Origin of the sequence: Pseudogemmobacter humi, assembly GCF_900609055.1 — a bacterium.
GTDB lineage: Bacteria > Pseudomonadota > Alphaproteobacteria > Rhodobacterales > Rhodobacteraceae > Pseudogemmobacter > Pseudogemmobacter humi.
Map to the genome: position 1 here is coordinate 15,903 of NZ_UXAW01000045.1, position 26,485 is coordinate 42,387.

Genomic DNA, 26,485 nt, shown 5'->3' on the forward strand with positions numbered 1-26,485 from the left:
TGTCGACAACATTGATGGCAATTATTGCGACGAAATAGCGAGACAGCCAATGTATCCCTTGCTTGCCGGACTCCGCATATTCGAAGCAGCTTCCTTTGTCGCCGGGCCGTTCGCCACGCTGCAACTGGCCCAGCTTGGCGCCGAAGTGATTCGGATCGACCCGATCGGCGGCGGACCGGATTATCGCCGCTGGCCGCTTGCGCCCTCGGGGGACAGCTATTTCTGGGAAGGGCTGAACAAGGGCAAGAAATCCGTCGCGATCAACCTTTCCGCTCCCGAGGGGCGCGCCCTCGCGCAAGCGCTGATCGCCGCGCCGGATCGCGACGGATACGAGGCGGGGTGCCTTGTCACGAATTTTCCCGAAAAGGGCTTTCTCGCCCATGAGGCGCTGGCCCGGGGGCGCGGGGATCTGATCACGCTGCGGGTGACAGGCTGGCCCGATGGCGGTCAGGCGGTGGATTACACCATCAATCCGGCGGTCGGCCTGCCGATGATGACCGGCCCCGCCGACCGGGCGGACGAGCCGGTCAACCATGTTCTGCCGGCCTGGGATCTGCTGACCGGGGCGGCGGTCTCGGTCGCGCTGATGGCCGCGCGAGAGCGCCGCCGCCTGACCGGGCAGGGCGGCGAGATCCGCATGCCGCTCAGCGATGTCGCGGCGACGACTCTGGCCAATCTGGGCATGCTGGCCGAGGTGCTCGGCAGCGGTCGGGATCGCGAAGCGGTCGGCAATACGCTGTTCGGCTCTTTCGGGCGCGATTTCGTCACCCGTGACGGCGTGCGGGTCATGCTCGTTGGGCTGACGACGAAGCAATGGCGCGCGATCCTCGCCGCGCTGGGTCTCCGGCAGGCGGTGGCGGCGGCCGAGGCAGAGCGCGGCCTTTCCTTCGATCCCGATGCGGGGACGCGCTATCTGCACCGCGATCTGCTTGAACCGATGGTGGCGCGCGCGGTCGCGGCCCGGGACTGGGCTGCGCTGGAGCCGGAACTCGTGGCGCAGGGCGTCTGTTTCGGGCGCTACCGGACGCTGCTGGAGGCCAGCGGCGATCCGGTCTTCCGCGCGAGCCCGGCCTTTGCCGCCATCACCCAGCCGAGCGGCGAGACCTATCCCGCGCCGGGTTTCGCCGGCAGCCATGCCGATCTGCCGCGTCAGCCGCCCAGGCCCGCGCCGCATCTGGGCGCCGATACCGGCGCGGTTTTGCATGACTGCCTCGGCCTTCCCGAGCGCGAGATCGCGGCCCTTGCCGCCCGTGGCGTCGTGGCCGCCACCCTGCCCTGATCCGACAAGCGAAAGACCGAACCGATATGATCAAAGTCCCCGATCCCGTGCCTCTGCCGAGTGGCCCCGCGCTGAATGCTGTTGCCCGTGAGGCGGTCGCGGCGGCGAGGCACCGGCTTCAGCGCCTTCGCGCCGTGGTTGCGCAGCGCGTTACGCGCGACGGTCGGGTCGACCGCGCTCTGATGGATCATGACCAGCGCCTGGTGCATGGCCTCGCCTGGGCGGGCACATTGACCGCCTCGCTCGACGCCACCGCTGCCTGGCATGAAACGGCGCTGGCGGCTGGCCGGGCCGGCGCGGATGAGGACCGTCTCCTGCTGATCGGTTTTGCCGAATACCTTGGCCAGCTCGCGCATGGCATCGTCATGGGCCAGAACGAGATCGTCCGCGACGCCGAATACGGGCCGGAGGCGGGGGGCGCGGAATTTGCCGCCGATCCGGCGGTCGCCTGGTTCCTCGGCTGCGATCTGCGGGCGACGCGCGCCGCTCTCGCGGCCTCGCTGGCCGAGGGCGGGCAGGTCGCCGATACGCTGCATGACGAGCTTCTGGACCAGTTCCGCCGCGAGCTGAACCGCTTTGCCACCGACCGCATCCTGCCCGTGGCGCATCACCTGCATCTGCGCGACGAACTGGTTCCGCAGGCTCTGCTTGACGAGATGGCGGCGCTTGGCGTCTTCGGCCTGTGCATCGGCGAAGAGCATGGCGGCCTCGGCCTTGGCAAGCTCGCGATGGCGGTCGTCACCGAAGAACTGAGCCGGGCCTGGATCGCCGCAGGCTCGCTCGGCACCCGGGCCGAGATCGCGGGCGAGCTGATCTCGCATGGCGGCACCGAGGCGCAGAAGGCGCGCTATCTGCCGGAAATCGCCGCGGGGCGCTGCCTGCCGGCAGCGGTGTTCACCGAGCCCGATACCGGCTCGGATCTGGGCGCGGTCTCGACCCGAGCGATGCGCAGCGCAGAGGGAAGCTGGCAGATCCAGGGCGCCAAGACCTGGATCACCCATGCCGCGCGCAGCGATCTGATGACGGTGCTGGTGCGCACCGATCCCGAAAGCCGCGACCATAACGGCCTGTCGATCCTGCTGGCGGAAAAGCCGCGCGGCAGCGAGGCCGATCCCTTCCCCGCCGAAGGGATGACCGGCAGCGAGATCGGCGTGCTCGGCTATCGTGGCATGCGCGAGTATGCGCTGTCCTTCGATGGTTTCACGGTGCCCGCAGAGGGGCTTCTCGGTGGTGTCGAAGCCCGGGGCTTCCGCCAGCTCATGCAGACCTTCGAGGGCGCCCGCATCCAGACCGCCGCGCGCGCCGTCGGTGTGGCGCGCCGCGCGCTTGAGCTTGCGCTTGCCTATGCGACCGACCGGCGCCAGTTCGGTCAGGCGCTGATCGGCTTTCCGAGGGTCTCGGACAAGATCGCGATCATGGCGACCGAGACGGTCATGGCGCGCGAGATGACCTATGCCGCCGCGCGGCAGAAGGATGGGGGCAGGCGCTGCGATATCGAGGCCGGCATGGCCAAGCTGATCGCGGCGCGGGTGGCCTGGTCGGCGGCGGATGCCTCGCTTCAGATCCATGGCGGCAACGGCTATGCGCTGGAATTCGAAGCGAGCCGCATCCTCGTCGATGCCCGCATCCTCAACATCTTCGAGGGCGCAGCCGAGATCCAGGCGCAGATCATCGCCCGCGGCCTTCTGAGCGGCGGAGGCAATGCGGTATGAACGGACGGCCCGAAATGGAGACGGTCACGGATCTGGTGACGCCGAGGCTGATCGCCGGTCTGCGCGCGGTTCTGGATCAGGAAGGCGACGATCCCGCACGGCTGCCGCAATGCGGCCATTGGGCGCTTTGCCCGCCCCCGGTCACGGTCGCCGCCACCGGCGCCGATGGCCATCTGCGCCCGGGTGGCTTTCTGCCCGATACCGGGCTTCCGCGCCGCATGTGGGCCTCGGGCGAGGTGGAGTTCCGTCATCCGATCCGCGCCGGAATGACGGTGACACGCCATTCGGTGGTCAGCGGGATCACCGAAAAGACCGGGAAAAGCGGGCGCATGGTCTTTGTCACCGTTCTGCACCGGCTGACGGCGGCAGAGCGGCTTTTGATCAGCGAGCGGCAGACAATCGTTTACCGTGCCGCCCCGAACCCTGCGCCGCCCCGGGACATGCCCGCAGCCGGGGAAACGGCTGTCGCCGGGGCGGAAGGCGCCGCACCGCGCGCGGCCGCTCTTTCCGCCTTGAGGGCGGATCAGGAAGCGGATTTCATCCGGACGGTGCTGCCGGATGAAATCATGCTGTTTCGCTATTCCGCCCTGACCTGGAACAGCCACCGCATCCACTATGACCGGCCCTATGCCACGGAAGGGGAATCCTATCCCGGCCTCGTGGTGCAGGGTCCGCTGACCGCGAGCCTGCTCGCGGATCTGGTAGCGCGGCAGATCGGCCCGGACCGGCTGCGCAGCTTTTCCTTCCGGGGGCTCGCTCCGGCGTTTTGCGGCCGCGCATTGCGGCTGTCCGGTGTGGTGCGGGGCGAGACGGTCGCCTTGCAGGCCAGCGGGCCCGACGGCGGGCTGGTGATGACGGCAGAGGGGAAAATATGATCCTGAGCAATCTGCGCACCCTGCTGTTCTTGCCGGCGGATCGGCCCGACAGGCTGGAAAAGGCGGCGGCCAGTCCGGCGGGAGGGGTTATCCTCGATCTCGAAGATGGCGTGGCACCGGCTGCGAAAGACGCCGCCCGGGCGGGGCTGGCCGGGGCGGTTTCGCTCCTGCGGGCACTTGGTCGGCCTGTGGTGGTGCGGGTCAACGCCGGGGCAGGGCTCTCGCGCGACATTGCCGCGATGGCGCCATGCTGGCCCGATGCGCTCATGCTGCCGAAGACAGAGCGCCCGGAGGATCTGGCAACACTGGCCGGTTTCCTCGCCGCCGCTCCGACTGCGCTGCGGCGCATCTTCCTGCTGGAAAGCCCTGCCGGTGTGCTGAATGCCGCGACACTTGCCGCCCTGGCGCAGGAAGGCGATGCGCTTGCTTTCGGCTCCGAGGATTACGCCGCCGCGCTGTCGGTTCCGCCGGGGCGCGAGGAACTGGATTTTCCCGCACGCCAGGTGGCCCTGGCGGCGCGCGCGCATGGACTTGCCGCCTTCGGGGTGATCGGCTCGATCGCCGGGATCGCCGACCAGGATCTGTTCGCCCGCTCCTGCCTTGCCGCGCGCGGCGCGGGATTCACCGGCGCGCTGACCATTCACCCGGCCCAGGTCGCCACCGCAAATGCCGCTTTCGGTCCGGCCGGGCCCGAGATCGAATGGGCCATCGCGGTGATCGAGGATGCGGCCCTTGGCGGCGAGGGCGCCATCCGGGGCCGCGATGGCAGGATGATCGACCGGCCGGTGCTGGAGCGCGCCCGCGCGATCCTTGCGCGGCGCTGATGCGGGCGGGCCGCGAGGGGGGGGGGAGAACGCCATGGGAAAATTCGGACACTACCTCGCGCTTGATGATTTCGAGACGGCAGCGAAGCGCCATTTGCCGCGCTGCATCTACGGCTTCATCTCGGGCGGGGCGGAAACCTGTCTGAGCCGCGACGGCAATCGCAGCGCCTTTGCCGATTACCGCTTTGTGCCGAGGGTGCTGAACGACACCTTCGCGCGCGATCAGGCGGTCAGCCTGTTCGGCCGCGAAATCGCCTCGCCGATTGGCATCTGCCCGATGGGGGCGATCAATGTCGCAGCGCGCGGCGGTGATCTGGCGCTCGCCCTGGCGGCGGAAAAGGCGCGCGTCCCCTTCGTTCTGAGCGCGGCCTCGCTCACGCCGATGGAGCGCATCATCGAGGCCGCGCCGTCAAGCTGGTTTCAGGCCTATCTGCCGGGCGAGGAGGAGCGCATCCTGCCGCTGATGGACCGGGCGGCGCGCGCGGGTTTCGGCACGCTGGTCCTTACGGTCGATCTGTCGGTGCCAGGCAATCGCGAGAACAATATCCGCAACGGCTGGAACATGCCGCTGCGCCCCGGCCCGCGGCTGATGCTCGACGGGATCACTCATCCGCGCTGGCTGCTGTCGACCGCCTTCGCCACGCTTGCCTTCGACGGCATGCCGCATTTCGAGAACATGGATGCCCGGCGCGGCCCGCCGATCCTGTCGCGCAACCTCTCGCGCGATATCGGCCGGCGCGAGGCGCTGAGCTGGGAGCATGTCCGCCTGATGCGCGACCGCTGGCAGGGCAGGCTCGTGCTGAAGGGGATCCTCGCGCCCGAAGACGCCGTGACGGCGCAGAAGCTGGGCGTCGACGGGATCATCGTTTCAAACCATGGCGGGCGCCAGCTCGACGGGGCGCTGGAAAGCCTGCATGCGCTGCCCGCCATTGCGGCAGCGGCGCCGGGGCTGACGCTCCTGCTTGATGGCGGCGTGCGGCGCGGATCGGATGTGCTCAAGGCCCTGGCGCTTGGCGCAAGCGCCGTGCTGATCGGGCGGCCGATGCTTTACGCCGTTGCGGTGGCAGGGAGGCCCGGCGTCACCCATGCGCTCGGGCTGATCATGCAGGAAATCGACCGCAATCTCTCGCTTCTGGGCGTCACCGCGCCCGGCCAGATCACCCCGGCACTGTTGCGCCGCGCCGGGGTCTGAGGCGGGGCGCCGGGCGTGGTCTACGCGCCCGGCATATCCGGGGGGCGGCGCCAGATCGGGCCGCGGGCGCGCACCCGTTCCAGCATGCCGTTCGCCTCGTATTCCGGGGTGGCATGCGGGTCATAGGGCACGCTCTCCTGGCCGGGATAGCCCAGCTTTTCGCGGATTTCGTCGGCGAGGAAATAGGCGCCGGTCGCGGCGAGGCCGATGGCGTCGAAGGCGGCCCCGTCCGAGGCGAGCAGCCGTTCCGCCGCCTCACGGCCCGCCGAACCCGGGACGAGGCGCAGACCCCGGATCACATCCTCGCGCAGATCCGGCCGTGCCGCGAGGGCGCGGTCGAGCCAGAGACCCGAGATGTCGATGCTTTCGGCGCCGGGCAGGCGCCCCCAGGCCGGCAGCAGTTCGGCGGCGATGGCGCGGAAGGTTTCACGATCCGCCGGGGTCAGGGTATTGCCGGTGGTGTTCATCATGCGGCCCTCACATTGCGGCGCTCATTGATCAGGTGGCGGGTCTGGCGCAGCGCGACCGACATGATCGTCGCGGTCGGGTTTACGCCCCCCGAGGTCGGGAAGGTGCTGCCATCGAAGATATAGAGATTGGGCACGTCATGGGTCTGGCCCCACTGGTTCACGACCGAGGTTTTCGGATCCTCGCCCATCTTGCAGGTGCCCAGGAGATGCCAGCCGGTGTCGCGCATCTGATGCACCACCGCCGTCTCGATGGCGCCCGAGGCCTCTGCCGCCTCCAGCAGGCGGTCGACATGGAATTTCAGCATATTGGTCGAATTCTCCGAGACCTTGTAGGCCAGTTTCGGCGCCGGGATGCCGTCGGAATCGGTCAGGTTCGGATCAAGGGTGATGCGGTTGCTTTCCTCGGGCAGATCCTCGCCGATGATGCCCCAGAGGAAGCCGCGTCCAAACCGGCGCTGCACCGTCTGTTGCAGGGCCGCGCCCCAGTTCCGGCCCAGGACATCGCCGCTGTCGGTGAAGGCGCGGCTCCCGAAGGCGCTGGTCGCGCCGAGCGGGCCGCCCGTCGGCATCGCGCCCCATTTGGCGCCCCGGATAAAGCCGCGTTTCTCGTCCGTCTCGTAGAATTCAAAAGATTCCACCGAATGGCCGAGCGGGCCGCGCCAGGACATCAGATCCTCGTCGACGATCCCCATCACCGCCGAGAACGGGTGCATCATCAGCCGCGTGCCGACGAGGCCGCTGGAATTTGCCAGCCCGTCGCGGAACCGCGCCGATTGAGACAGTTGCAACAGGCGCGGCGTGCCGATCCCGTTGGCGCAGAGGATGACGATACCGGCCTTCTGCCGCCGCTCGGTGCCGCCCGCATCGAAATAGACCACGCCCGAGGCGAGGCCGTTCCCGTCCACCTCGATCTCGCGCACCCGGCAGCCGGTCAAGAGCCGCGCGCCTGCCTTCTGCGCGGCGGGCCAGAGCGTGATATCGGCGGTGGATTTCGCGCCTTCCGGGCAACCGCTGAGGCAGGTGCCGCGCCGCTGGCAGGCATTCAGCCCGTTATGCGCCACCGAGGGGATCGCATTGGTTCCCGGCCACCAGTGCCAGCCCAGTTTGTCCAGCCCCCGCGCCGCCGCCATGCCGAATTCGCCGATCGGCAGGGCGGGGGTCGGAAAGGCCTTCTGCGCCGGATAGGCCGGGTTTCCGGGCACCCCCGAGACGCCGACGATCTCCTCGATCTCTTCCAGATAAGGCAGCAGTTCGAAATAGTCGAAAGGCCAGTCATCCGCGACCCCATCCAGCGAGCGCACCCGGAAATCCGAGGGCAGGAAGGGCGTCCAGTGCGCGCCGTAAAGCGTGGTCGAGCCGCCGACGCCCGCGAACATCAGCGGGTTGATGTCGGAATCGTCGGTGTTGATCGGGTAATCCTCGGCCCGGTCGCGCATATTCGGGTTGGGGTGCCATTGCTTCTGCGCCAGAAGCTCCCATTCCGGCTTGCGCCCGGGAAAGGCGTTGCGGTCCGGCCAGCCGCCCTGTTCAAGGCATAGGACCGAGAATCCGGCCTCGGCCAGAAACCGCGCCGCGACGGCGCCCGAAGGGCCGGCGCCTACGATCACCACGTCGACCGCGCCTCTCTCCGGGCGTGTTCGGCTGGCGGATGCTTGCTGTGCTGTTGTCATATCCCCCTCCCCGGGCGCGACTTCCGATGCCTCGCCCTGTCTCCCCTGCGCGGGGCGACATCTGCGGTATTTTTCCCGCAATGGTCCGGCACGCTATGTTGACTGTTGTGTTGAAATGATTGTCAACAATAATGTGGAACAAATCGACAAGGAACGGACCAGGACGAGATGGATGCTGAACGGGTAAGGGCACGGCTGCTGGAAGCGGTCGGGCCGAAGGGGCTGGTGAACGATCCGGCGCAGCTGCGGGCGATGTCGACGCCCTGGCGCGATTCCTGGCCCTCGGAGCCGCTGGCTGTGGTGATGCCGGGGGCGACCGCCGAGGTCAGCGCCGTGGCGCGGATCTGCCATGAGGAGGGCTGGCCGCTGGTGCCGCAAGGCGGCAATACCGGCGTCACCGGGGCAGGGCTGAGCCGCCCCGGCGGCCGGGACGTGCTGATCTCGCTGAAGCGGATGAACCGGCTGCGCAGCATGGATGCCGGGGATGACATCATGGTGGCCGAGGCGGGCTGCATCCTTGCCGATCTCCAGGCGGCGGCGGCCGCGCAAGAGCGGTTTTTCCCGATGTCGCTCGGCTCTCAGGGAAGCTGCACCATCGGCGGCAATATCGCGACCAATGCCGGGGGCATCAATGCGCTGCGCTACGGCACCATGCGCCAGCTGGTCAGCGGGCTTGAGGTCGTGCTGCCCGACGGGCGGGTCTGGGACGGGCTTCGGAAGCTGCGCAAAGACAATACCGGTTATGATCTGAAGCATCTCTTCATCGGCTCGGAAGGCACGCTCGGCATCATCACCGCCGCCGCTCTGTTCCTGTCGCCGCGCCCGCGCGCGCGCTGCACGGCGCTGGTGGGGCTGGAAAGCCCGGCCATGGCCCTGCGCTGGCTGCGCCGGCTCCGGCACGCGATGGGCGAGCATCTGACCGCCTGCGAGCTGATCGAACGGATCTGCATCGAGGTCGCGATGCGCCATCAGCCGGGGCTCCGCGATCCGCTGGCGCAGCCTTGCCCCTGGTATGCGCTGGTCGAGGCCGGTTCCTGCGATGAGGCGGCGGCGCTTGACGAGCGCATCACCGCCTGTTTCGCCGCGGCTCTGGAGGCGGGCGAGGTGCTGGACGGGGTGATCGCGACCTCGCTCGCGCAATCGGATGCGCTCTGGGCGATGCGCGAGATGCTGGCCGAGGGGCATCGCCATGAGGGGATATCGTTCAAGCACGATGTCTCGGTGCCGGTCTCGCAGGTGCCGGTTTTCATCGACCAGGCGGGTGAGGCCCTGGCGGCGCGCTTTCCGGGGATCAGGCAATTCGCCTTCGGCCATATCGGCGACGGCAATATCCACTACAACAGCCTTCAGGCGGCGGGGGAGCCGGCAGCGGACTGGGCCCCGCGCCTGCCCGAGGTCAACCGCATCGTGCATGACATCGTGCATCGGCTTGGCGGTTCGATCAGTGCCGAACATGGGATCGGCCAGCTCCGGCGGCAGGAATTGCCGCGCTACAAACCGGCCGTCGAGCTTGAGATGCAGCAGCGCATCAAGGCGGCGCTCGACCCGCTTGGGCAGATGAATCCGGGCAAGCTGTTCCTCTGAGCGGTGCCTGTCGCGGCTTCAGAACCGCGACAGGACCACCCCGGCAAAGACGAAGAGCACCGAGAGGAGGCGCGCCGGGCTGACCGGGCGCGCCGCGGTGCCGAAGGCGCCGATCATGTCGATGATCACCGCGCCGAGCAATTGCCCCGCCACCACCATGGCAAAGGTCGAGACCACGCCGATCACCGGCACCGAGAAGATCACGCCCAGCATGTAGAGCGGCCCGAAAAGCCCGCCGATCCACAGAAACCAGCGCAGCGGTTCGGCGCCGGCCAGCAGGCGGTATTCGCCCGACATCAGGGTGGTGGCGATCAGCAGAAGGGTGCTGAGCGAAAAGCTGATCGTGCTGGCCAGAAGCGGGCTGTGCACTGCCTTGCCAAGCTGCGCGTTGATCGGCGCCTGGACCGCCAGAGCGACGCCCGCGCCAAGCGCAAATGTCATACAAAGCGCGAGGGGAAAACTCATGCCGGGCATCCTTGTCGCCGGTCAGGCGTGGCGCAGGCTCGCCGCGATGCCGGTAAAACTTTCGCCGGCTCTGAGGCGGGCAGAGAAGGCATTGTCCCGCGCATCCAGATCTTCGGCGGTTGCAAGAACCCGTTCGGCGGCGCCGGCGGGAATGGCGATGACGCCGGTGTCGTCAATCACCACCAGGTCGCCCGGAGTGACGCAGATGCCGCCGCAGATCACCGGCTCGTCAAGGCTGACCACCCGCACCCGCCCCTTGCCCGAGCGGGGCGTGAGGCAGCGGCTTGCCAGGGTAAAGCCCAAGCGGCGAATCTCTTCGATATCGCGCGCGCCGCCATCGACCACCGCCCCGGCGGCGCCGCGCAGCGACATGGTTTCGGCCGCAAGCCCGCCCAGGGTCGAGATCTCGACCCCGCCCATATCGGCGACGAGGATCTCGTCCGGGCCGACGCTGTCAAAGCCGCGCCCCACCGCGAAATCCTCAAACCGGAAGCTCCCGTAGGGGGCGGCCTGTTCCTGCATGGTGCGGGCGAAACCGGCGATACGGCCCTGGCCGGAGTGCCGCGCGAGGCCGGTCATGATCCCGGGCAGACCGAGTTGGTCCAGCGCATCCGCGATCGTCGCGCTCGCCAGGGCGCGGGCGCGCGCCAGCAGTTCGGCATCGCCGCCACTCCGACCGGAGCCGGCGGTCTTTTGGACATGATTCGTCATTCCGACACCATCCGGTCCCTGATCCTGCGCTCGATGGCGGCGTCGCGATCCTCGATGGCTTCGGCGATAGTCAGCACATCGTCGACGCGGCCGCGCGGCACCACCACGACCCCGGTGTCGTCGACGAGAACCAGGTCCCGCGGCGCGATGCTGACCTCGCCGCACAGAACCGGCTCGTGGCGCGAGAGGATGCGCATCCGGCCGCGCCCGCTGCGGGGCGTGACATGCCGGCTGGCCACCGTGATATCGGTCGCGATCAGCTCATCGACATCCCGGCAGGCGCCGTCGATCACCACGCCCGCGGCGCCGCGCGAATGCAGGATCAGCCCGGCAAGACCGCCGAAGGTCGAGGTCTCTGCCCCGCCCATCGCGATCACCAGCACCGCATTGCGCCCGATTTCGTTGAAGATCGGGAAGACCGCGAAATCGGCCTCGCTGAAACTGCCAAGCTCGCCCGTCTCGGCGCTGACCGTTTCGGCAAAGCCCGCGATGCGGCCGCTGCCCGATCGGCGCGTGATCCCATTGACGACGCCCCGGATGCCGGAGCGGTCAAGCGCGTCGCTGAGGGTTGCCGTGCTGAGCGCGGCCAGCCGTCTCAGAACCTCTGCATCCGCGCATTCCTGATCTGTGCTTTCAATCTGTGCCGACAAGACCGGGCAACCCTCTCATATCTTCCGAGAGCAGCCTAATATTTGCCGGAAATATCGTCAACCTTATTGTCGATAATCTTGGGGGCGAATTTGCTGCATCGCAGCTTCACTCCCACATATATGATTTCACAGCCGATTCACGCGCTTATAGGCTTCGAGCGCCGGATACATATGCTGGGTCACGGTCTGGATGAACCGCTCGCGGTCGCCGCGCTCCAGGGCATCGATCATCCGGTTGTGATCCTCGTAGGAGTTGCGCAGATGGTTGGAATCACCCAGGGCGAACCAGTGGATCGGCGAGGTGCGCAGCCAGAACTGATCGAGCGTCTCCACGAGGAACCGGTTGCCGCTGGCGGCATGGATCAGCGAGTGGAAATCGGTATTGATGCGCGAGGATTCTTCCTTGTCGCCGGTCTCGGCGGCGGCGAGATAGGCGGCATTCAGCCGGCGCAACTCTGCGATGAATTCCGGCGCGGCCGGCATCGGCACCCTGGCCGCGACCTCGCGTTGCAGGATCTCGCGCATCTCGTAAAGCTCTTCCAGCTCGCCGATCGAGAAGTCCCGCACGATCACGCCCTTGTTGGGGCGGCGCTCGACAAGGCCCATCCGGTCCAGCTCGACAAAGGCGCTGCGGATCGTGTGCCGCGTGGCGCCAAAGCGCTCGTTCAGTTCTTCTTCGACAAGATGCTCGCGCGGGCGGTAGCGGCCGAAGATGATCGCTTCCCGCAGGGCATTGCACAGCGCAGTCACTTTGTCGTCGCCAGATCTGTTCTCAGAGCTTTTTCGGGGCATCATATATCCTTCACCGAAACTATCTTCTTCCTGTCTGCCGCGCTGGCCGAAAGCCATCCGGCCGGGAAGATCCGGGGCCGCATCGCAGTTGCGCTCCCGAATTGTGCGTCCCGGCAGAATTTTCGCCGTTTACCGCAGGCAGGGGGAGGTCAACAAGCATGCAGTAAGGTCCGGCCGCTTTGCCGCCGGGTTTCATGCCGGTTCTGCCGGGCGAAACAGGGTCGGACGGGGGTTCGGCGGGCAAGCGGTCTTCCTTTCCTGCGGTCCAGGGCGATCAAACGCGGTTGACACAGTTCAGCATATCGCTTTACGGATAACAATAAGGACGACACAATTGTCGACGATCTTATCGTCCGAATCGCGAATGGTGCCGGGCGAAGCGATAAGAAACCGATCCGGGGAGGGATTCATGGGGCGTCTGAGTGGAAAGAAAGCCATTTTCATTGGCGCGGCAACCGGTATCGGCCGGGTCACGGCTGCGAAATTCGTCGAGGAGGGCGCGAGCCTTGTGATCCTCGATATCAACGCCGGGGCCGGGGCCGCCAGCGCCGCCGAGGCTGGCGCGGGTTTCGTTCAGTGCGACATCTCGAATGAGGAAAGCGTGGCCGCCGCGATCCGGCAGGCAGCCGAACAGCTTGGCGGTATCGACATTCTGGTGAACAATGCCGCGCTGCAATATTCCGGCGAGGTCACCTCTTTCGATGTCGGCCTCTGGGACCGCATCTTCGCGGTGAACACGCGCGGGGTCTTCCTCGCCTGCAAATACGCCGTGCCTTATCTTGAGAAATCGAAAGCGGCCTCGATCGTTTCGACCGCCTCGCTGGCGGGGCTGCGCGGCGGTCCGGGGATGACCGCCTATTCGGCGACCAAGGGCGCGGTGATCGCCTTCACCACCGCGCTTGCGATGGAGCTGGCGCCGAAGAAGATCCGCGTCAATGCGATCTGCCCGGGCTGGGTCGATACCCCGTTCAACGGGCCGGCCATCGACTTCATGGGCGGCACCAAAGTGCAGGAAGAGGTGATCCGGCAGATCGTGCCGCTCGGCCGCCAGGGCGTGCCGGCCGAGATCGCGCCGCTCTTCGTCTATCTCGCCTCGGACGAATCGATCTTCATGACCGCGCAGTCGATCGTCATCGACGGCGGCGTCTACAACTGATCCGCCGGCCCCCCGGAAAGGGGGCCTGCGGAGCGCCGGTCCGTGCCGGCCGAATTCAACGGGAGGAAATCTGATGAGCTATAACGACCGGATCAGCGCCGCTGTCGCGGCGGGTGTGGCAAAGGCGAAGGAACTCGGCTCGCCGAGCAGCATCGCCGTGCTTTGCGCGGGCCGCAATCTCGTGGCGTTCCAGCGTATGGAAGGCGCGCTTCTCGCCAGCATCGAAATCTCGCAGGGCAAGGCCTATACCGCCGCCTCGCTGCGGCTGAATTCGGGCGATGTCACCCAGGCCGTGCAGCCCGGCGGGCCGTTCTACGGCATGGAACACACCCAGCGTCAGCCGATGGTGGTCTTTGCGGGCGGCCTCTATGTCGCGAAGGACAGCTTCACCGGCGCGGTCGGTGTGGCCGGCGGCACGCTTGAACAGGATGTTGCCGTGGCCGAGGCCGTAGCTGCCGCTCTCTGACAGAAGGGGCGGCCCGCTTCCGGCCGGCTGCCCCGCATAAGTTCCGTATCAAAAGACAAGGGCGCGCATATGCATGTAGCGGCTATTCTCAGGCTTGTTCCCGATACGAGGGAAGAGCTTGAAGTCGACGCTTCCGGCCGGGATATCGACCGGGAATGGGTCGGGATGAGACTCTCGGAATTCGACGATCAGGCGCTGGAAGAGGCGGTGCTGCTGAAAGAGCGCAGCGGCGCGAAAGTGACCGCCATTGCGCTGGCGGGCGAGGGTGTCGACCGGCTGTTGCAGACCGCGGTTGCGCGCGGCGTCGATGAGGTGGTCCGGGTGGTGCATGACATCGCGGACAGCCGCGACACCGCCCGCCAGGTCGAAGCCCTGGCCGGGGCCTTGCACCGCATCGGGGCCGATGTGGTTCTGACCGGCGTGATGACGCCGGAGGATATTCTCGGGCAGCTTGCGGGCACCCTTGCCGGCCGGCTGGGCTGGCCGGTGTTCAACGCCGTCACCTCGGTAGCAGCCGAAGGCGATGGCCTGCGCCTGCGCCAGGAGTATTCCGGCGGGCGCGCCGCCATTTTCGATGTGAGCGGCCCGGTGGTGATCGGGGTGCAGTCGGCCTCGCAGGCGCCGCGCTATGTGGCAGGCTCGAAACTCCGCCAGGCGGCGGGAACGCCGATCGGCCAGGAAGAGATCCCGACCCGGGCACCTGCGGCAGCCGCCGCGATCACGGGGCTCTCGCTGGTCGAGGCGGGGGGGCAGGCGGTGTCGCTCGAAGGGGATGCCACCACCATCGCCGGCAAGATCATCGCGATCCTGTCCGAGAAAGGCCTGATCGGAGCGTGAGCATGAAAATTCTCGTCTACATCGAACAGATTGCCGGTCAGACCGCAGGGATCACCGGCGAGCTTCTGACGCTGGCGCGCGGGCTGGCCGAGCGGACCGGCGGTCACGTCGAGGCGCTGATCGCCTCGGATGCGCCCGAAAGCATCGGGGGAAGCCTTGCCGGCGCCGATCTGGTGCTGACCGCCGCGGATCCGGCTTTCGCGCAGTATAATCCCCAGGCCCAGGCCGCGCTGATCGAGGCGGTGATCGCCGCGCGCGCGCCGGATCTGGTCCTCTTCGGCTATACGACCATGGGCATGGATCTCGCGCCCTGGCTTGCGGCCCGCACCGGGCGCCCGCTGGCCGGCTATTGCATCGGGCTGGAGCCCGATGGGGCCGGGCTGAAGGCACGCAGCCAGATCTATGGCGGCAAACTGATCGCCGATGTCGAACTGCCTTTGCCCGCCATCGTGGTCATGGCGCCGGGCGCGGTGCGCGAGGCGGAAGGCCGCGGCGACGAACCCGCGCGTGAGGCCGTCGCCGTGCCGCCCGGTCTTGCCGGGGGAGCGGTGCGCTTCGTTTCCGCTCAGGCCCCGGACGCTAATGCCATCGACATCACCCAGGTCGAAAAGCTGGTCTGTGTCGGGCGCGGTATCGGTGAACAGGACGCCATCGAAGAGGCACGCGGCCTTGCTTCCGCGCTGGGGGCGGAACTGGTTTCCTCGCGTCCGCTGGTCGATCTGGGCTGGATGCCGAAAGAGCGTCAGGTCGGCAAGTCGGGCCGAACGGTCAAGCCGCGCCTCTATCTGACGCTGGGGGTCTCGGGTGCGCCCGAACATCTGGAGGGCATGTCGGCCGCCGATCTGATCATCGCGGTCAATACCGACGCGAATGCGCCGATCTTCCAGGTCGCGCATTACCGCGCGGTGGTGGATTGCGCCGATCTGATCCCCGAAATCGTCGATGAGCTGGAACGTCAGGGCCTGTCGCATGCCTGATCGTGCGATCCTGCTGGCCTGTGTGACCCTGCTGGCCTTCGCCATCGCGGGCTGGCGCTTTGCGCAGGTCTTCAGGCCGGTCTTCCGGGGCGGCCCTGCGGCCCGTTTCGACCAGCCTCGCCGGCGGCTGAAGGGCGTGCTGGGCGATATCGGCCTGCATCGCCGCCTGTTCCGCTATCGCTGGTCGGGGATCCTGCATGCCTTCATGATGAGCGGCTTTCTCGTCCTGCTGACGGTCACGCTGGAAAGTTTCGTCAGACCCTTCTTTCCGGGTTTCAGTCTCGATGCGATCGGCGGCAGCACCGGGCTTGCCCTGGTGCAGGAGATCTTTGCCGGCTTCATCCTGATCGCGCTTTCGATGGCGATCTGGCAGCGGCTGGTGTGGAAGCCCAAACGCTTTCGCACCTCCAGCGCGAAGGACGCCTGGATCATCTATGCGCTGGTCGGCACCATCGTCGCAAGCCTGGTGCTGGAGGCCGCCTGCCATCAGATCCTGCAAGGCGGCGTCTCGCCCTGGCGCCCGGTCTCCGGCACGCTCGCGCGGATTCTGACGGCGCTCGGCATGGGGCAGAGCGGTGCGGCCGTCGTCGAGCCCGCCGCCTACTGGCTGCATGTCGCGGCGATCCTGAGCTTCCTCGTCTATATCCCTGGCTCCAAACACCGGCATATCTTCACGGCAGCCTTCAACATCTATTTCCGTCCGCTCGACCGCGCGCAGGAACTGCCGAAGACCGATCCCGATGCCGCTTCCGTCGGCGTCGTCACCATCGAGGATTTCTCCTGGAAGCATAAGCTGGATCTGGTCTCCTGCACCGAATGCGGGCGCTGCGAGGCGGCCTGCCCGGCCAATGCCGCCGGCCTGCCGCTGTCGCCGAAGCTGATCGTCACCGGCCTGCGCGACCATATGATCGCCGAGGAGAAAGCCGCCTGCGAACACACGCCCATCGTCGGCAATGTGATCCCGGAAGAGACGCTTTTCGCCTGCACCACCTGCCGCGCCTGCATGGATGCCTGCCCGGTCTGGATCGAGCCGATGAGCAAGATCATCGAACTCCGCCGCACCGCCGTCGAGGAAGGCAGCGTCGAGCCGATGCTGCAAACCGCGCTGAAGAATTTCCAGAACAGCGGTAATTCGCAGGGCAAACCCGCCCGCCAGCGCCCCCGCTGGGCCAAGGGCCTCGACTTTGCGATCAAGGACGCGCGCGAAGAGCCGGTGGATATCCTCTGGTTCGTGGGCGACCATGCCTCCTACGATCCGCGCGTGCAGGAGATCACCCGCAAGGTGGCGAAACTCCTGCATGAGGCCGGGGTCGATTTCGGCATCCTGCACGACGGCGAGACCAATGCCGGCAATGACGTGCGTCGCATCGGCGAGGAGGGCATGTTCCAGGACCTCGCCCAGGCCAATGTCGAGGCGATCAATGGCTGCACCTTCAACCGCATCCTGACCACCGATCCGCACAGTCTGAACGCGCTGAAGAACGACTACCGCCAGTTCGGCACCGATTACACCGTGGTTCACTATACGGAGTTGTTGGTGGAACTGGTCGGCAGCGGTGCGCTGACGCTGGAAGTGCCGGAGGATGGCGCCGCCGTGACCTATCACGACCCCTGTTATCTGGGCCGCTATAACGGCGTTTTCGACGCGCCGCGCGATCTGATCCGGATGGCGGGCTATGAGGTCCATGAAATGGCGCGCAACCGCGAGAACAGCTTTTGCTGCGGCGCGGGCGGCGGGCGGATCTGGATGGACGATTCCGCCATGACCGAGCGCCCCAGCGAAAGCCGGATCAAAGAGGCGCTGTCCATCGGCAATGTGACGGCCTTCGTCGTCGCCTGCCCGAAGGATCTCATCATGTATTCCGCCGCCGTCCAGGCCCTGGGCGTCGGCGATCGGATCCGCGTGACCGATATCGCGGATCTGCTTATCCCGCGCGCCGCCTGAGAAGGGCGCGAGGGCTCCGGCCAAGACATTTCAATTCGTCACTCAGGGGAGGCAAGACGATGGCGAAAAATCCAGGCGGACGCGACGAAGTCGCCGACGTTCTCATCATCGGGGCAGGGGCCTCGGGGTCTGTTGCCGCGGCGCATCTGGCCAAAGCCGGTTTCAGCGTGGTCTGCCTTGAGCAGGGCCGTAAGATCGACGCGTCCGAATATTTCGGCGACAAGCCGGAATGGGAGGTCACCTCGCAAAAGCAGTGGCACCCCAACCCGAATGTCCGCGATCTCGACACCGATTATCCGATCAATACCGACGAATCCGATGTCAACCCGCTGATGTATAACGCGGTCGGCGGCTCGACGATCCTGTACGCCGCGCATTGGCAGCGCTTCATCCCCTCGGATTTCCGGGTGAAGACGATGGACGGCATCGCCGATGACTGGCCCTTCACCTATGAGGATCTGGCGCCCTTCTACGATCAGATGGAAGAGGAGATGGGCGTCTCGGGTCTGAGCGGCGATCCGGCCTATCCGGCGGGCAAGGCGCCGCCGCTGCCGCCTTTGCCGATCAACAAGATCGGGCGCAAGGCGGCCGAGGGGATGAACAAGCTCGGCTGGCACTGGTGGCCGAGCCCGAACTCGATCCCCTCGAAACCCTACCGCGGCCGCAACGCCTGCGTTCGGCGCGGCACCTGTCTGACCGGCTGCCCGGAAAAGGCCAAAGCCTCGATGGATCTGGTTTACTGGCCCGATGCCATCGCGGATGGCGCGCGGCTGATCACCGGCGCAAGGGTCTCGAAGATCGAGACCAATGAGCAGGGGCTGGCGACCGGGGCGATTTACGTCGACCGCAGCGGGCGCGAGCGCCGCCAGCGCGCCAATGTTGTGATCATGTGCGCGAACAGCATCGGCACGACGCGGCTTTTGCTGCTGTCGGCCACCGGCAAAGCGTCGAACGGGCTGGGGAATTCCTCGGGCCTGCTGGGGCGCAATCTGATGATGCACCCCTATGCGGCGGTGAACGGCCTGTTCGACGAGCCGATGGAGAGCTGGCTCGGCCCCTCGGGCCAGGTGATCCATTCGATGGAATTCGCCGAAAGCGATCCCTCGCGCGGGTTCCTGCGGGGCGGCAAGTGGCAGGTGATGCCCTCGGGCGGGCCGCTCGGCCTGCGGGCGGGCTACAGCGGCAAGGCGCTGGACGATGCCTGGGGCGCGAATTTCCACAAGAACACCCTGCGCACCTTCGGCCGCAGTTTTGAGTGGGGCATCATCGCCGAGGATCTGCCGGAATATGAGAATCGGGTGGTGCTGGACAGCACGCTGACCGATTCCGATGGTATCCCCTCGCCGAAGATCCTTTACCGCAACGCTGAGAATACCAGGAAGCTCCTCGATTTCCACGTTGCCCGCGCGCGGGAGGCGATGGAGGCCGCCGGCGCCATCGAGATCAGCCATACCTCGCTGATGCGCGATTGCGGCTGGCACCTCATGGGCACGGCGCGGATGGGCAACGACCCGGAAACCTCGGTCGTCGACCAGTGGTGCCGCAGCCATGACGTGCCGAACCTCTACATCATGGACGGCTCGACCTTCGTGACCTCGTCCTCGGCCAACCCGACGGCGACCATCACCGCCATCGCGTTGCGCGCGACCAAACATATGATCGCCAACCGTCGCAACCAGGAGGTCGCAGCATGAGCGCGCTCACCCAGACCGAACGCGATATCCTTGCGGGGATCGCCGACTATCTGATCCCCGAAGCCGAGGGGATGCCTTCTGCAAGCCAGGTGAACCTGGCGTCTGAGCTTGCTGACCGGGTCTTTGCGGTGCGCCATGATCTGGTCGGGCCGGTCAGGGGGGCGCTTGGCAAGGTGCCGGGCCTTGCGGGAGAGGTGGCGGCGAAAAAGCTTGCCGACATCGATCCCGAAGGGTTCCACGCCATCACCACCGTCGCCTCGGCCGGCTATTTCATGTCGCCGAAAACGCGCGAGGCGCTTGGCTATCCCGGCCAGGAATCGCGGCCCTTCGATCCCGACAAGACCACCGATTACCTTGAGGACGGGTTGTTGCAGCCGGTGATCGACCGCGGTCCGATCTACAAGCCGACCCCGGGCCTCTGACCCCGGCGAAAGCCCCGGGCGGCAGGATCTGCCCGGGGCATACGACCTGACCGAGCCAAAGATCGGATGCGAAGATGAGCGATATTCCCGTCGATATTCCGCCCGCCCTCCCGAGCGCGCCGAAAACCCGCGCCCCCGCCGGCACTACGGATACCCATTTCCATATCTTCGGGCCGAAGGACAAATATCCGCTCAGCCCGCAACGGATGTATGAGCCCGCGCTGGCCGATGTCGACCAGTATCTGGCAATGGCCGAAATTGTCGGGATCGAGCGGGTGGTGATCGTGAATGGCAGCCCCTACGGCGCCGATAACCGCTGCATCCTCGACGCGATCCAGACCTTTGGCGCGCATCGGGCGCGCGGCGTCGCGGTGGTGGAGAACGATATCAGCGACGCCGGTCTGCGGGCGCTGCACGATCAGGGCATTCGGGGCATCCGCTTCAATCTGATCACCAATATGACCACGATCGGCGATCTGCGGCAAACCATCGGACGGCTGGCGGCGCATGGGCTCCATGCCCAGCTTTGGCTGAAAAGCCATGTGCTGGAGGATATTCTGTCGATCATCGACCAGATCGACGTGCCGGTGGTGCTGGACCATATGGGCCAGGTGCCGACCTCTCTCGGCATGGATCATCCGCATTTCCAGAACATGATGCGGCTTCTTGAGACCGGCAAGGTCTGGGTCAAGATGATCGGCTACCGGGTGTCAGAGGGCGCGCCCTTTGACGATCTGCGCGCGCCGGTGGCCGAGATCATGCGCCGCATCCCTGAACGCATGATCTGGGGCACGGACTGGCCGCATCCCTTGCTGAAGGGCATGCCGATGCCCGATGACGGCAGGATGCTGGATCTGCTGGCAAGCTGGTGCACAGAGACGCAGCTGAAGCAGATCCTCGTCGACAACCCCGCCCGGCTTTACGGGTTCTGAGATGGCGGGCGGGATCAGCGCCCCGAATGCGGCCCCTTCGGTGGCTGAAATCCGTCTGGGCTTCGTGCTGCCCGGCGTGAACACGATTGTCGAGCCCTGGTATGCCTCGGCGCTGCCCCGGGGCTTCAACGCGCATTTCGCGCGCATGCTGCTCCCGGCCCGGCTCACCCCCGAGGCGGTGCGGCAGATGGACGAAGAGGACGGAGCCCGCGCGCTGCGCCAGATCGCCTCAGTGCGCCCGCATGCCGCGATCTATGCCTGTTTCGCCTCATCGGTGGTGCTGGGGGTGGCGGCGGATCGCGAGCTTGCGCTGAGCAGCACGCGCCTGACCGGCGCTCCGGCAGAGACGGCGGCCGGCGCCTCGTTCAAAGCGATGCGGGCGCTCGGGATGCGGCGAATCGCGGTGGTCTCGCCCTATGCCGAAGAGATCGACCGGGCGGAACATGCCCTGCTGGAAGAGGCGGGTTTTGAGGTCATCGCCTCGCGCAGCTTCGGGATTACCGGCAGTTTCGAGCTTGCGGGCCTTTCGGCCGCCGGGATGATCCGTGCCGGGCAGGAGATCGCCCCCGGCGCGGATGGCCTTTTCCTGTCCTGCATGAACACGCCCTCGCATCTGGCGATTGCGGAACTTGAACGCGAGACCGGCCTGCCGGTCGTCACGGCGACCTCGGCGACGCTCTGGGCCGCATTGCGCCTTGCGGGTTTCGCCGGCGATCCGGAGAGAATCGGCCGCCTCGGCGCCGCCGCCTTCCCGGGCTGAGAACCGCTCCGGCAATGAGATCCCCCCTCCGGCCCGCCGGTTTGCGGGGGAGTGCCCGCCTGTTTCCCAGGAATGACGCATCTGACCCGATCAGGCGATGTTTTTTGTCGACCTGTGTGACGATTATTAGATTTACAAGATTGTCGACTATATTGCCGCCTGTTAGTGTTGCCAAAGTCACGTCATGAGGGAGGAACAGATGACTGGCGAAGAAAACGGGATGGAAAAACCCATCGAGACGGCCAGCGGTGCAGGCTTTTCCCGGCGCTCGCTTCTGCGGGGCCTTGGGGCGCTGACGGCCGGGACCGCGGCAATCGGCAGCATGCTGTCCACGGCAAAGACGGCCTGGGCGCAAGAGGTTCCGACCGCATCAGGCACCGGCAAGAAGGTTCGCGTCGGCCTGCCTCTGAACTACGGCCCCTTCAACCAGCCCTGGCGCCGCGGCTGCGCGGCCATCGCCCGCATCGTCGAGGAACGCGGCGGTGAACTGGTCACGGTGCGCGGCGAGCCGAGCAAACAGTCCGAACAGCAATCCGAGCTGCAACTTCTGGACCAGGGCATCGACGTGCTGGTTCTGGGTATCTATCAGACCGAATCCGAGACCGCCTTCATCGTCGACCAGGCGCGCGAGCGTGGCATCAAAACGGTCGGTTTCGCGGTCTCGGTCAAGGATTCCCCGGCGGTGATCGAGGATGACTGGACCGTCGGCGTCAATATGGGCTACCTCGTCCATAACGCGCTGAAGCGTCAGGGCACCATCGTTCAGACCGCCGAGGATCGCGGCTTCTATGCCGGCTTCGACAAGATGAATGACGCGGTCGAACTGATGACGCGGTTCGAATCGCGGATGAATGTGCTGCCCTTCATGTCCGGCTCGGTCTCGACCAGCGACCAGATCTCGAAAGGCCGCGACAACGTGCTTGCGCTGTTGCAGGCCAATCCCGATCCGGCCTCGCTCCAGGCCATCGTCTCCTGGTGGTGGCCGCTTGCGGTCGGCGCCTCGCAGGCTTTGCGCACCATGCCCGACCGCGAGATCCTGATCGCGAGCCATTACTTCTCGGAGCAGCTTCTGGGCGAGATGGCCTCGCCGGGCAGCCGCATCGGCTTCGCGACCGACACGCCCTGGGCCTATATGGGCGAAAAGGTGGCCGAGCTTGCGATGCGCCTTGGCCGCGACGAAGAGGTCGAGAACATCGTCTACCGCTCGCCGGTGACGACGATCCGGCCGGATCAGGCTTCGGAGACGCTTGATGCGCTGCTGGCCGAGGATCAGGCGGCCATCGCACTTCTGGCCAATTACGGCGGCTGAGCCGCAGCCGACCTGCCGGCCGCCCGCGCATGCGTCGTGGGCGGCCGCTGCTTCATATCGGAAGCCGGGTCAATCAGCGTTCAGGGCAGCGTTTCGGAGAGAAAAACATGGCGACGAGTGCCACCAACAATCAGATCAAATCAACCGGGTCGAATGAGACGGCCCTTATCCGCCTGCTCAGGACCTGGGGTACGATCATCGTCATCGCGCTGGTCGGAATCGGGTTTGCAATCGCCTCGCCCTATTTCGCGACGGTTTCCAATTTCAACAATATCCTGTTCGCGATGATCGTCTCCGCGCTCGTTTCCATCGGGCTGACCTATGTGATCGTCGCCGGCAGTTTCGACCTGTCGATCGGGCTGACCGTCACCACGACCTCGATCGTCACCGCCTTCCTGATCCCGGTCACGGGGCCCTTCCTCGCGGTTGTTCTGGCGCTGGCGGTGGCCTGCTGCATCGGCCTCGTGAACGGGCTGCTCGTCACTTACGGCCGGCTGTCGGGTATCGTCGTCACCCTGGGGATGAGCTTCGTTCTGGGCGGGCTGAACCAGTATGTGACCAATGGCTACCAGATCGCGGTGGATTACCGCGAAGAGGCCTTCCGCTGGATCGGGCAGGGCCGGATCGGACCTATCGCCGTGCCGGTGATCATCCTTCTCCTGGTCTTCCTGCTGGGCTGGATCGTGCAGGCCCGCACCCGCGCCGGGCATTACATGTCGGCGGTCGGAGACAATCCGATGGCGGCCTATTACTCGGGCATTCCGGTCTATCGCTGGGTGATCTTCTCTTTCATCCTCGCGGCGCTGATGTGCGGGGTGGGCGGCGTGATCCTGACCTCGATCTCCTCCTCGGCGCAGCCGGTGGGCGGGCAGGGCTATCTGCTCGAAGCCTTCGCGGCGGTCTATCTGGGTGCGACCATCCTTGGCAAAGGCAAACCGCATGTGCTTGGCACGCTGATCGGGGTGCTGTTCCTCTATATGGTCAGTTCCGGCATGAACATGGTCGGGGTGCCGTTTGCCGCGCGCCAGCTGTTCAACGGCCTCGTGCTGATCCTCGCGGTGGGCGCCAATGCGATGCTGAACCGTGAAGAAATTCACCTGAAGTTCATCTGAGGCCCCCGATGACCTGGCAAAACCAATCCCCCGTCGTCGAGTTGCGCGCGATTTCCAAAGATTTCGCCGGCACCCCGGTCCTGCGCGGCATCGATCTCGCCTTTCATCCCGGCGAGATTCACGGCCTTCTGGGCGAGAACGGGGCCGGCAAATCGACCCTGATCAAGATCCTGACCGGGGTTTATGCCCAGTCGGGCGGCTCTGTCGTGATCGAGGGCCGGGAGGTCAGGATCACCACCCCGAAGGATGCGCAGCGCCTCGGGCTCGGCGCGCTTTATCAGGATGCCGAACTGGTTCCCTCTTTCACCATCGCCGAGAATATCCTTCTCGGCCACGAGCCGGGCGGGGTGACGATCAGCCGCCGCGCCATGGTCGAAGAGGCGGGGCGCATCCTGCGCGAGATGGGGCTCGACCTCGACCCTTCGCGCCGTGCCGCAAGCCTCAGCGCCGCCGAGATGCAGCTTGTGATGCTGGCCACGCTGATGCACCGGCGCTTCCGGCTGATCGTGCTCGACGAGCCGACCGCGCGGCTTTCGGCCCAGGAAACCGCGCTGCTGTTCGAGGTGATCCGCAACTTCCAGCGTCAGGGCGTGGCCATCATCTATATCTCGCACCGGCTCAATGAGATCAAAGAGCTCTGCGACCGGGCTACGATCCTGCGGGGCGGCATGATCTCGGCGACGCTTGAGGCCGCAGATATCACCGAGGACGAAGTGACCCGGCTGATGGTCGACCGCAATCGCAGCGAGCTGGAGGTCAGCAATCCCGGTTATGCCCGCGAGGGCCAGGGTCTGCGGCTTGAGGCGCTGGCGACGGCGCGGCTGAAACCGCTCGATATCGAGGTGCGCCCTGGCGAGGTTCTCGGCATCACGGGGCCGATCGGCGCCGGGATGGAAGAGATCGAGCGCTCGCTGGGCGGGTTGACCGCGCATAGCGGCCGCATCGTGATCGGTGGCACGGAATGCCGGATCAGCGATCCGATCTCGGCCCGCAAGGCCGGCATCGCGATCATCCCCGAAGACCGGCGCAAACAGGCGCTTTTCCCCAATATGTCGGTCAGCGACAATGTCTCCATGCCGGTTCTGCGCAGTCTCGCGCGGGCGGGCATCGTCACGAACGGCGCGAAACGGCGCTACGGCGAGGAGGTGATGAACCGCCTCAACGTCAATCCGCGCCAGCCGCTGAAAGCGATCCGCTTCTTCTCCGGCGGCAATCAGCAAAAGGCGGTGATCGGCAAATGGCTTCAGGCCGATGCGCGGGTCTATGTTTTCTCCGAACCGACCGCGGGCGTCGATGTCGGCGCCATCGCCGAGATCTACGAGGTGATCCTGCGCGTCGCCTCGGAAGGGGCGGCGGTGCTGGTGATCTCGTCAAGCCTGCGCGAGATACTCGCGCTCTCGGAAAGCATCATGGTGGTATATGCCGGCGAGCAGGTTTGCCGCCTTCCGCGCTCAGCCTTCAACTACGACAGTCTGCTTGCCACGACCATGACCGGCAAACTGTCCGCGACACCGGAGGCGGTGCAATAGCCCGGCGACCCGCGGAGGATATCGCTTCGCAGCTTCGCCATGCCGCCGCCGCCGGGGCCAATCCCGTGGCGGTCTCGCGTACGTGGATATGGAAGGCATGTCCGAAGAGGACTCCCTGGCCTGATCTTCGGTCGCAGCGCGCCGTGGTGATGAGGCTGATGATCGTCGGATAGCCCGCGCGCCGGATCATCCGGACTTCGCGGGCGCAAAGGCTGCGATCCCATGGCGCGGATGCCGCGGGATGGGATCGCATCGGCCACGGGTATTTCGACATCGGTCGCCTTCCTCGCTATTGGGGGCGGCTGGTATGCCCTGCCACACCGTTCGCTCGACATTGATCATGCGAGTGGCGCCGGCGATTGTCCTGGCCTTCCTGTTTCTGAACTCCTGGTGCCCGACCGTCATACCCCCGGGGCTTTCATTCGATCTCAGTCCGGATTTCTCCCTTTCCCCGCTTTTGTCAGGGCACGCGGGCGGCCTCTGGCGTGCCGGGTGCCGTGAAGCGGTTCATGAGTGCGCTACGGATCCGGACCCCGGCATCTTGCCGGTAGAAGTCTCTGGCCATGATGCATTCGCCCAAGAGCGTGAGGTCGAGCAGGTGAGCCACGACGCTTCAGGGACTGACTGTAACTGCGCCGGTTCGTCGCCTGGAAAACAGGGGCAGGTTTGATCGAGATCGGGGTTCCTGAGAAGGCGATTGCTGTTCACACGTCAGGAGAGCCAAATCCTGCGTTTCACACGCTGGCCTATGACCCCGAGATCGAGGTTCTGGTGTTCAAGCTGGCCGTGGCGACCGGCTTAGACGCACCTGGAGCATGGACGCTGGTTTCGGTGCGCCCGTCGCGTGGGCAGGATTTTGGTTTGCAGATCGTGGTCCGGATCATGCGGGTGCATCCGCTGGTGCGCCTGTTGCATGGGACCGAGCCGCTGTTGGACTGGGGCTATGTCTTCATGTCGGACCCGGAGTTGCAGGTCGGGTTGGATGAAGCGGCCGCAGATCTGAAAGCGGTGCGCGAAGGGATCGCGGTTCTTGAGCTGCTGCCGGTTTCGTGGACAGCAGGTTAAGCTAGCATAGCGCGGGCCTCGAACTCCATTGGGCTGAGGTAGCCCAGTTTCGAATGC

Annotated in this window: 25 protein-coding genes and 1 pseudogene; 19 read left to right on the forward strand and 7 right to left on the reverse strand. The window is 66.1% G+C overall.

Annotation, left to right across the window (positions count from 1 at the left end; all coding sequences use genetic code 11):
* The first annotated feature begins 49 nt into the window (after window positions 1-49).
* The 5 genes from XINFAN_RS04355 to XINFAN_RS04375 are packed head-to-tail and all read left to right on the forward strand — an operon-like array spanning window position 50 to window position 5,882.
* Window positions 50-1,279, forward strand: coding sequence for a CoA transferase (locus tag XINFAN_RS04355; RefSeq protein WP_124085267.1), 1,230 nt, complete (start codon window positions 50-52; stop codon window positions 1,277-1,279).
* A 26-nt stretch (window positions 1,280-1,305) separates the two neighbouring features.
* Window positions 1,306-2,991, forward strand: coding sequence for an acyl-CoA dehydrogenase family protein (locus tag XINFAN_RS04360; RefSeq protein WP_124085268.1), 1,686 nt, complete (start codon window positions 1,306-1,308; stop codon window positions 2,989-2,991).
* Window positions 2,988-3,866 (forward strand): HTD2 family dehydratase, encoded by an 879-nt coding sequence (locus XINFAN_RS04365; protein WP_124085269.1) that lies wholly within the window; start codon window positions 2,988-2,990, stop codon window positions 3,864-3,866. The genes XINFAN_RS04360 and XINFAN_RS04365 overlap by 4 nt, the downstream gene beginning before the upstream one ends.
* On the forward strand, window positions 3,863-4,690 hold the full coding sequence (locus XINFAN_RS04370) for an HpcH/HpaI aldolase/citrate lyase family protein (protein WP_124085270.1): 828 nt from the start codon (window positions 3,863-3,865) through the stop codon (window positions 4,688-4,690). Before XINFAN_RS04365 ends, XINFAN_RS04370 begins: the two co-directional genes overlap by 4 nt.
* 34 nt (window positions 4,691-4,724) lie before the next feature.
* Window positions 4,725-5,882, forward strand: a complete 1,158-nt coding sequence (locus XINFAN_RS04375; RefSeq protein WP_124085271.1) for an alpha-hydroxy acid oxidase — start codon at window positions 4,725-4,727, stop codon at window positions 5,880-5,882.
* Window positions 5,883-5,902: 20 nt separating this feature from the next.
* Here XINFAN_RS04375 and XINFAN_RS04380 read toward each other — a convergent pair whose 3' ends face one another.
* Window positions 5,903-6,352, reverse strand: coding sequence for a hypothetical protein (locus tag XINFAN_RS04380; protein ID WP_124085272.1), 450 nt, complete (start codon window positions 6,350-6,352; stop codon window positions 5,903-5,905).
* Window positions 6,349-8,022 (reverse strand): GMC family oxidoreductase, encoded by a 1,674-nt coding sequence (locus XINFAN_RS04385; protein ID WP_124085273.1) that lies wholly within the window; start codon window positions 8,020-8,022, stop codon window positions 6,349-6,351. Before XINFAN_RS04385 ends, XINFAN_RS04380 begins: the two co-directional genes overlap by 4 nt.
* A gap of 168 nt (window positions 8,023-8,190) precedes the next feature.
* Between XINFAN_RS04385 and XINFAN_RS04390 the strand changes: the two genes are divergently transcribed.
* Window positions 8,191-9,606, forward strand: coding sequence for an FAD-binding oxidoreductase (locus tag XINFAN_RS04390; RefSeq protein WP_124085274.1), 1,416 nt, complete (start codon window positions 8,191-8,193; stop codon window positions 9,604-9,606).
* An 18-nt stretch (window positions 9,607-9,624) separates the two neighbouring features.
* On the opposite strand, the gene XINFAN_RS04395 is transcribed toward XINFAN_RS04390, so the two are convergent.
* The 4 genes from XINFAN_RS04395 to XINFAN_RS04410 form a co-directional block, all read right to left on the reverse strand.
* Window positions 9,625-10,071: a DMT family transporter gene (locus XINFAN_RS04395; RefSeq protein WP_160144532.1), complete on the reverse strand. Its 447-nt coding sequence runs from the start codon at window positions 10,069-10,071 to the stop codon at window positions 9,625-9,627.
* Between the two features lie 21 nt (window positions 10,072-10,092).
* A complete protein-coding gene (locus tag XINFAN_RS04400; protein ID WP_124085276.1) occupies window positions 10,093-10,782 on the reverse strand; it encodes an RraA family protein in 690 nt (229 codons plus the stop codon).
* Window positions 10,779-11,432, reverse strand: coding sequence for an RraA family protein (locus XINFAN_RS04405; RefSeq protein ID WP_124085277.1), 654 nt, complete (start codon window positions 11,430-11,432; stop codon window positions 10,779-10,781). Before XINFAN_RS04405 ends, XINFAN_RS04400 begins: the two co-directional genes overlap by 4 nt.
* A gap of 126 nt (window positions 11,433-11,558) precedes the next feature.
* The gene (locus XINFAN_RS04410) at window positions 11,559-12,224 is read right to left on the reverse strand and encodes a GntR family transcriptional regulator (RefSeq protein ID WP_160144533.1); all 666 of its coding nucleotides are present in this window, start codon (window positions 12,222-12,224) and stop codon (window positions 11,559-11,561) included.
* Between the two features lie 409 nt (window positions 12,225-12,633).
* Between XINFAN_RS04410 and XINFAN_RS04415 the strand changes: the two genes are divergently transcribed.
* The 12 genes from XINFAN_RS04415 (at window position 12,634) to XINFAN_RS04470 (ending at window position 25,363) form a co-directional block, all read left to right on the forward strand.
* Window positions 12,634-13,380 carry an SDR family NAD(P)-dependent oxidoreductase gene (locus XINFAN_RS04415; protein ID WP_124085279.1) on the forward strand — a complete coding sequence of 249 codons (747 nt, stop codon included), beginning with the start codon at window positions 12,634-12,636 and terminating at the stop codon, window positions 13,378-13,380.
* A gap of 73 nt (window positions 13,381-13,453) precedes the next feature.
* On the forward strand, window positions 13,454-13,846 hold the full coding sequence (locus XINFAN_RS04420; protein ID WP_124085280.1) for a GlcG/HbpS family heme-binding protein: 393 nt from the start codon (window positions 13,454-13,456) through the stop codon (window positions 13,844-13,846).
* A gap of 165 nt (window positions 13,847-14,011) precedes the next feature.
* Window positions 14,012-14,683: an electron transfer flavoprotein subunit beta/FixA family protein gene (locus tag XINFAN_RS04425; RefSeq protein ID WP_160144534.1), complete on the forward strand. Its 672-nt coding sequence runs from the start codon at window positions 14,012-14,014 to the stop codon at window positions 14,681-14,683.
* Window positions 14,684-14,685: 2 nt separating this feature from the next.
* The gene (locus XINFAN_RS04430; RefSeq protein ID WP_124085282.1) at window positions 14,686-15,660 is read left to right on the forward strand and encodes an electron transfer flavoprotein subunit alpha/FixB family protein; all 975 of its coding nucleotides are present in this window, start codon (window positions 14,686-14,688) and stop codon (window positions 15,658-15,660) included.
* Complete coding sequence (locus XINFAN_RS04435) at window positions 15,653-17,605, forward strand: heterodisulfide reductase-related iron-sulfur binding cluster (RefSeq protein ID WP_160144535.1); 1,953 nt, start codon at window positions 15,653-15,655, stop codon at window positions 17,603-17,605. Before XINFAN_RS04430 ends, XINFAN_RS04435 begins: the two co-directional genes overlap by 8 nt.
* Window positions 17,606-17,664: 59 nt before the next feature.
* The gene (locus XINFAN_RS04440; RefSeq protein ID WP_124085284.1) at window positions 17,665-19,299 is read left to right on the forward strand and encodes a GMC family oxidoreductase; all 1,635 of its coding nucleotides are present in this window, start codon (window positions 17,665-17,667) and stop codon (window positions 19,297-19,299) included.
* Complete coding sequence (locus tag XINFAN_RS04445) at window positions 19,296-19,721, forward strand: hypothetical protein (protein ID WP_124085285.1); 426 nt, start codon at window positions 19,296-19,298, stop codon at window positions 19,719-19,721. Before XINFAN_RS04440 ends, XINFAN_RS04445 begins: the two co-directional genes overlap by 4 nt.
* A 74-nt stretch (window positions 19,722-19,795) precedes the next feature.
* Window positions 19,796-20,653: an amidohydrolase family protein gene (locus XINFAN_RS04450; RefSeq protein ID WP_124085286.1), complete on the forward strand. Its 858-nt coding sequence runs from the start codon at window positions 19,796-19,798 to the stop codon at window positions 20,651-20,653.
* A 1-nt stretch (window position 20,654) separates the two neighbouring features.
* Window positions 20,655-21,413 carry a maleate cis-trans isomerase family protein gene (locus tag XINFAN_RS04455; RefSeq protein WP_124085287.1) on the forward strand — a complete coding sequence of 253 codons (759 nt, stop codon included), beginning with the start codon at window positions 20,655-20,657 and terminating at the stop codon, window positions 21,411-21,413.
* A 199-nt stretch (window positions 21,414-21,612) separates the two neighbouring features.
* Window positions 21,613-22,722, forward strand: a complete 1,110-nt coding sequence (locus tag XINFAN_RS04460; RefSeq protein ID WP_199286358.1) for a sugar ABC transporter substrate-binding protein — start codon at window positions 21,613-21,615, stop codon at window positions 22,720-22,722.
* A gap of 107 nt (window positions 22,723-22,829) precedes the next feature.
* On the forward strand, window positions 22,830-23,834 hold the full coding sequence (locus tag XINFAN_RS04465; RefSeq protein ID WP_124085288.1) for an ABC transporter permease: 1,005 nt from the start codon (window positions 22,830-22,832) through the stop codon (window positions 23,832-23,834).
* 8 nt (window positions 23,835-23,842) lie between these two features.
* Window positions 23,843-25,363 carry a sugar ABC transporter ATP-binding protein gene (locus XINFAN_RS04470; RefSeq protein ID WP_124085289.1) on the forward strand — a complete coding sequence of 507 codons (1,521 nt, stop codon included), beginning with the start codon at window positions 23,843-23,845 and terminating at the stop codon, window positions 25,361-25,363.
* A gap of 460 nt (window positions 25,364-25,823) precedes the next feature.
* Here XINFAN_RS04470 and XINFAN_RS04475 read toward each other — a convergent pair.
* Window positions 25,824-25,946 (reverse strand): annotated as a pseudogene (locus XINFAN_RS04475) (IS5/IS1182 family transposase); the annotation flags it as partial.
* A gap of 83 nt (window positions 25,947-26,029) precedes the next feature.
* Here XINFAN_RS04475 and XINFAN_RS04480 point away from each other — a divergent pair.
* Window positions 26,030-26,428, forward strand: coding sequence for a hypothetical protein (locus XINFAN_RS04480; protein ID WP_124085290.1), 399 nt, complete (start codon window positions 26,030-26,032; stop codon window positions 26,426-26,428).
* Window positions 26,429-26,485: the final 57 nt, after the last annotated feature.

What these genes read in the sequence shown, in the direction of transcription:
- XINFAN_RS04425 (WP_160144534.1), top strand. Translation starts at nt 14,012, where the DNA reads ATGAGACTCTCGGAATTCGACGATCAGGCGCTGGAAGAGGCGGTGCTG.
- XINFAN_RS04455 (WP_124085287.1), top strand. Translation starts at nt 20,655, where the DNA reads ATGGCGGGCGGGATCAGCGCCCCGAATGCGGCCCCTTCGGTGGCTGAA.
- XINFAN_RS04375 (WP_124085271.1), top strand. Translation starts at nt 4,725, where the DNA reads ATGGGAAAATTCGGACACTACCTCGCGCTTGATGATTTCGAGACGGCA.
- XINFAN_RS04360 (WP_124085268.1), top strand. Translation starts at nt 1,306, where the DNA reads ATGATCAAAGTCCCCGATCCCGTGCCTCTGCCGAGTGGCCCCGCGCTG.
- XINFAN_RS04445 (WP_124085285.1), top strand. Translation starts at nt 19,296, where the DNA reads ATGAGCGCGCTCACCCAGACCGAACGCGATATCCTTGCGGGGATCGCC.
- XINFAN_RS04470 (WP_124085289.1), top strand. Translation starts at nt 23,843, where the DNA reads ATGACCTGGCAAAACCAATCCCCCGTCGTCGAGTTGCGCGCGATTTCC.
- XINFAN_RS04400 (WP_124085276.1), bottom strand. Translation starts at nt 10,782, where the DNA reads ATGACGAATCATGTCCAAAAGACCGCCGGCTCCGGTCGGAGTGGCGGC.
- XINFAN_RS04355 (WP_124085267.1), top strand. Translation starts at nt 50, where the DNA reads ATGTATCCCTTGCTTGCCGGACTCCGCATATTCGAAGCAGCTTCCTTT.
- XINFAN_RS04420 (WP_124085280.1), top strand. Translation starts at nt 13,454, where the DNA reads ATGAGCTATAACGACCGGATCAGCGCCGCTGTCGCGGCGGGTGTGGCA.
- XINFAN_RS04435 (WP_160144535.1), top strand. Translation starts at nt 15,653, where the DNA reads ATGCCTGATCGTGCGATCCTGCTGGCCTGTGTGACCCTGCTGGCCTTC.
- XINFAN_RS04370 (WP_124085270.1), top strand. Translation starts at nt 3,863, where the DNA reads ATGATCCTGAGCAATCTGCGCACCCTGCTGTTCTTGCCGGCGGATCGG.
- XINFAN_RS04385 (WP_124085273.1), bottom strand. Translation starts at nt 8,022, where the DNA reads ATGACAACAGCACAGCAAGCATCCGCCAGCCGAACACGCCCGGAGAGA.
- XINFAN_RS04395 (WP_160144532.1), bottom strand. Translation starts at nt 10,071, where the DNA reads ATGAGTTTTCCCCTCGCGCTTTGTATGACATTTGCGCTTGGCGCGGGC.
- XINFAN_RS04450 (WP_124085286.1), top strand. Translation starts at nt 19,796, where the DNA reads ATGAGCGATATTCCCGTCGATATTCCGCCCGCCCTCCCGAGCGCGCCG.
- XINFAN_RS04460 (WP_199286358.1), top strand. Translation starts at nt 21,613, where the DNA reads ATGACTGGCGAAGAAAACGGGATGGAAAAACCCATCGAGACGGCCAGC.
- XINFAN_RS04440 (WP_124085284.1), top strand. Translation starts at nt 17,665, where the DNA reads ATGGCGAAAAATCCAGGCGGACGCGACGAAGTCGCCGACGTTCTCATC.
- XINFAN_RS04415 (WP_124085279.1), top strand. Translation starts at nt 12,634, where the DNA reads ATGGGGCGTCTGAGTGGAAAGAAAGCCATTTTCATTGGCGCGGCAACC.
- XINFAN_RS04465 (WP_124085288.1), top strand. Translation starts at nt 22,830, where the DNA reads ATGGCGACGAGTGCCACCAACAATCAGATCAAATCAACCGGGTCGAAT.
- XINFAN_RS04390 (WP_124085274.1), top strand. Translation starts at nt 8,191, where the DNA reads ATGGATGCTGAACGGGTAAGGGCACGGCTGCTGGAAGCGGTCGGGCCG.
- XINFAN_RS04410 (WP_160144533.1), bottom strand. Translation starts at nt 12,224, where the DNA reads ATGCCCCGAAAAAGCTCTGAGAACAGATCTGGCGACGACAAAGTGACT.
- XINFAN_RS04380 (WP_124085272.1), bottom strand. Translation starts at nt 6,352, where the DNA reads ATGATGAACACCACCGGCAATACCCTGACCCCGGCGGATCGTGAAACC.
- XINFAN_RS04430 (WP_124085282.1), top strand. Translation starts at nt 14,686, where the DNA reads ATGAAAATTCTCGTCTACATCGAACAGATTGCCGGTCAGACCGCAGGG.
- XINFAN_RS04365 (WP_124085269.1), top strand. Translation starts at nt 2,988, where the DNA reads ATGAACGGACGGCCCGAAATGGAGACGGTCACGGATCTGGTGACGCCG.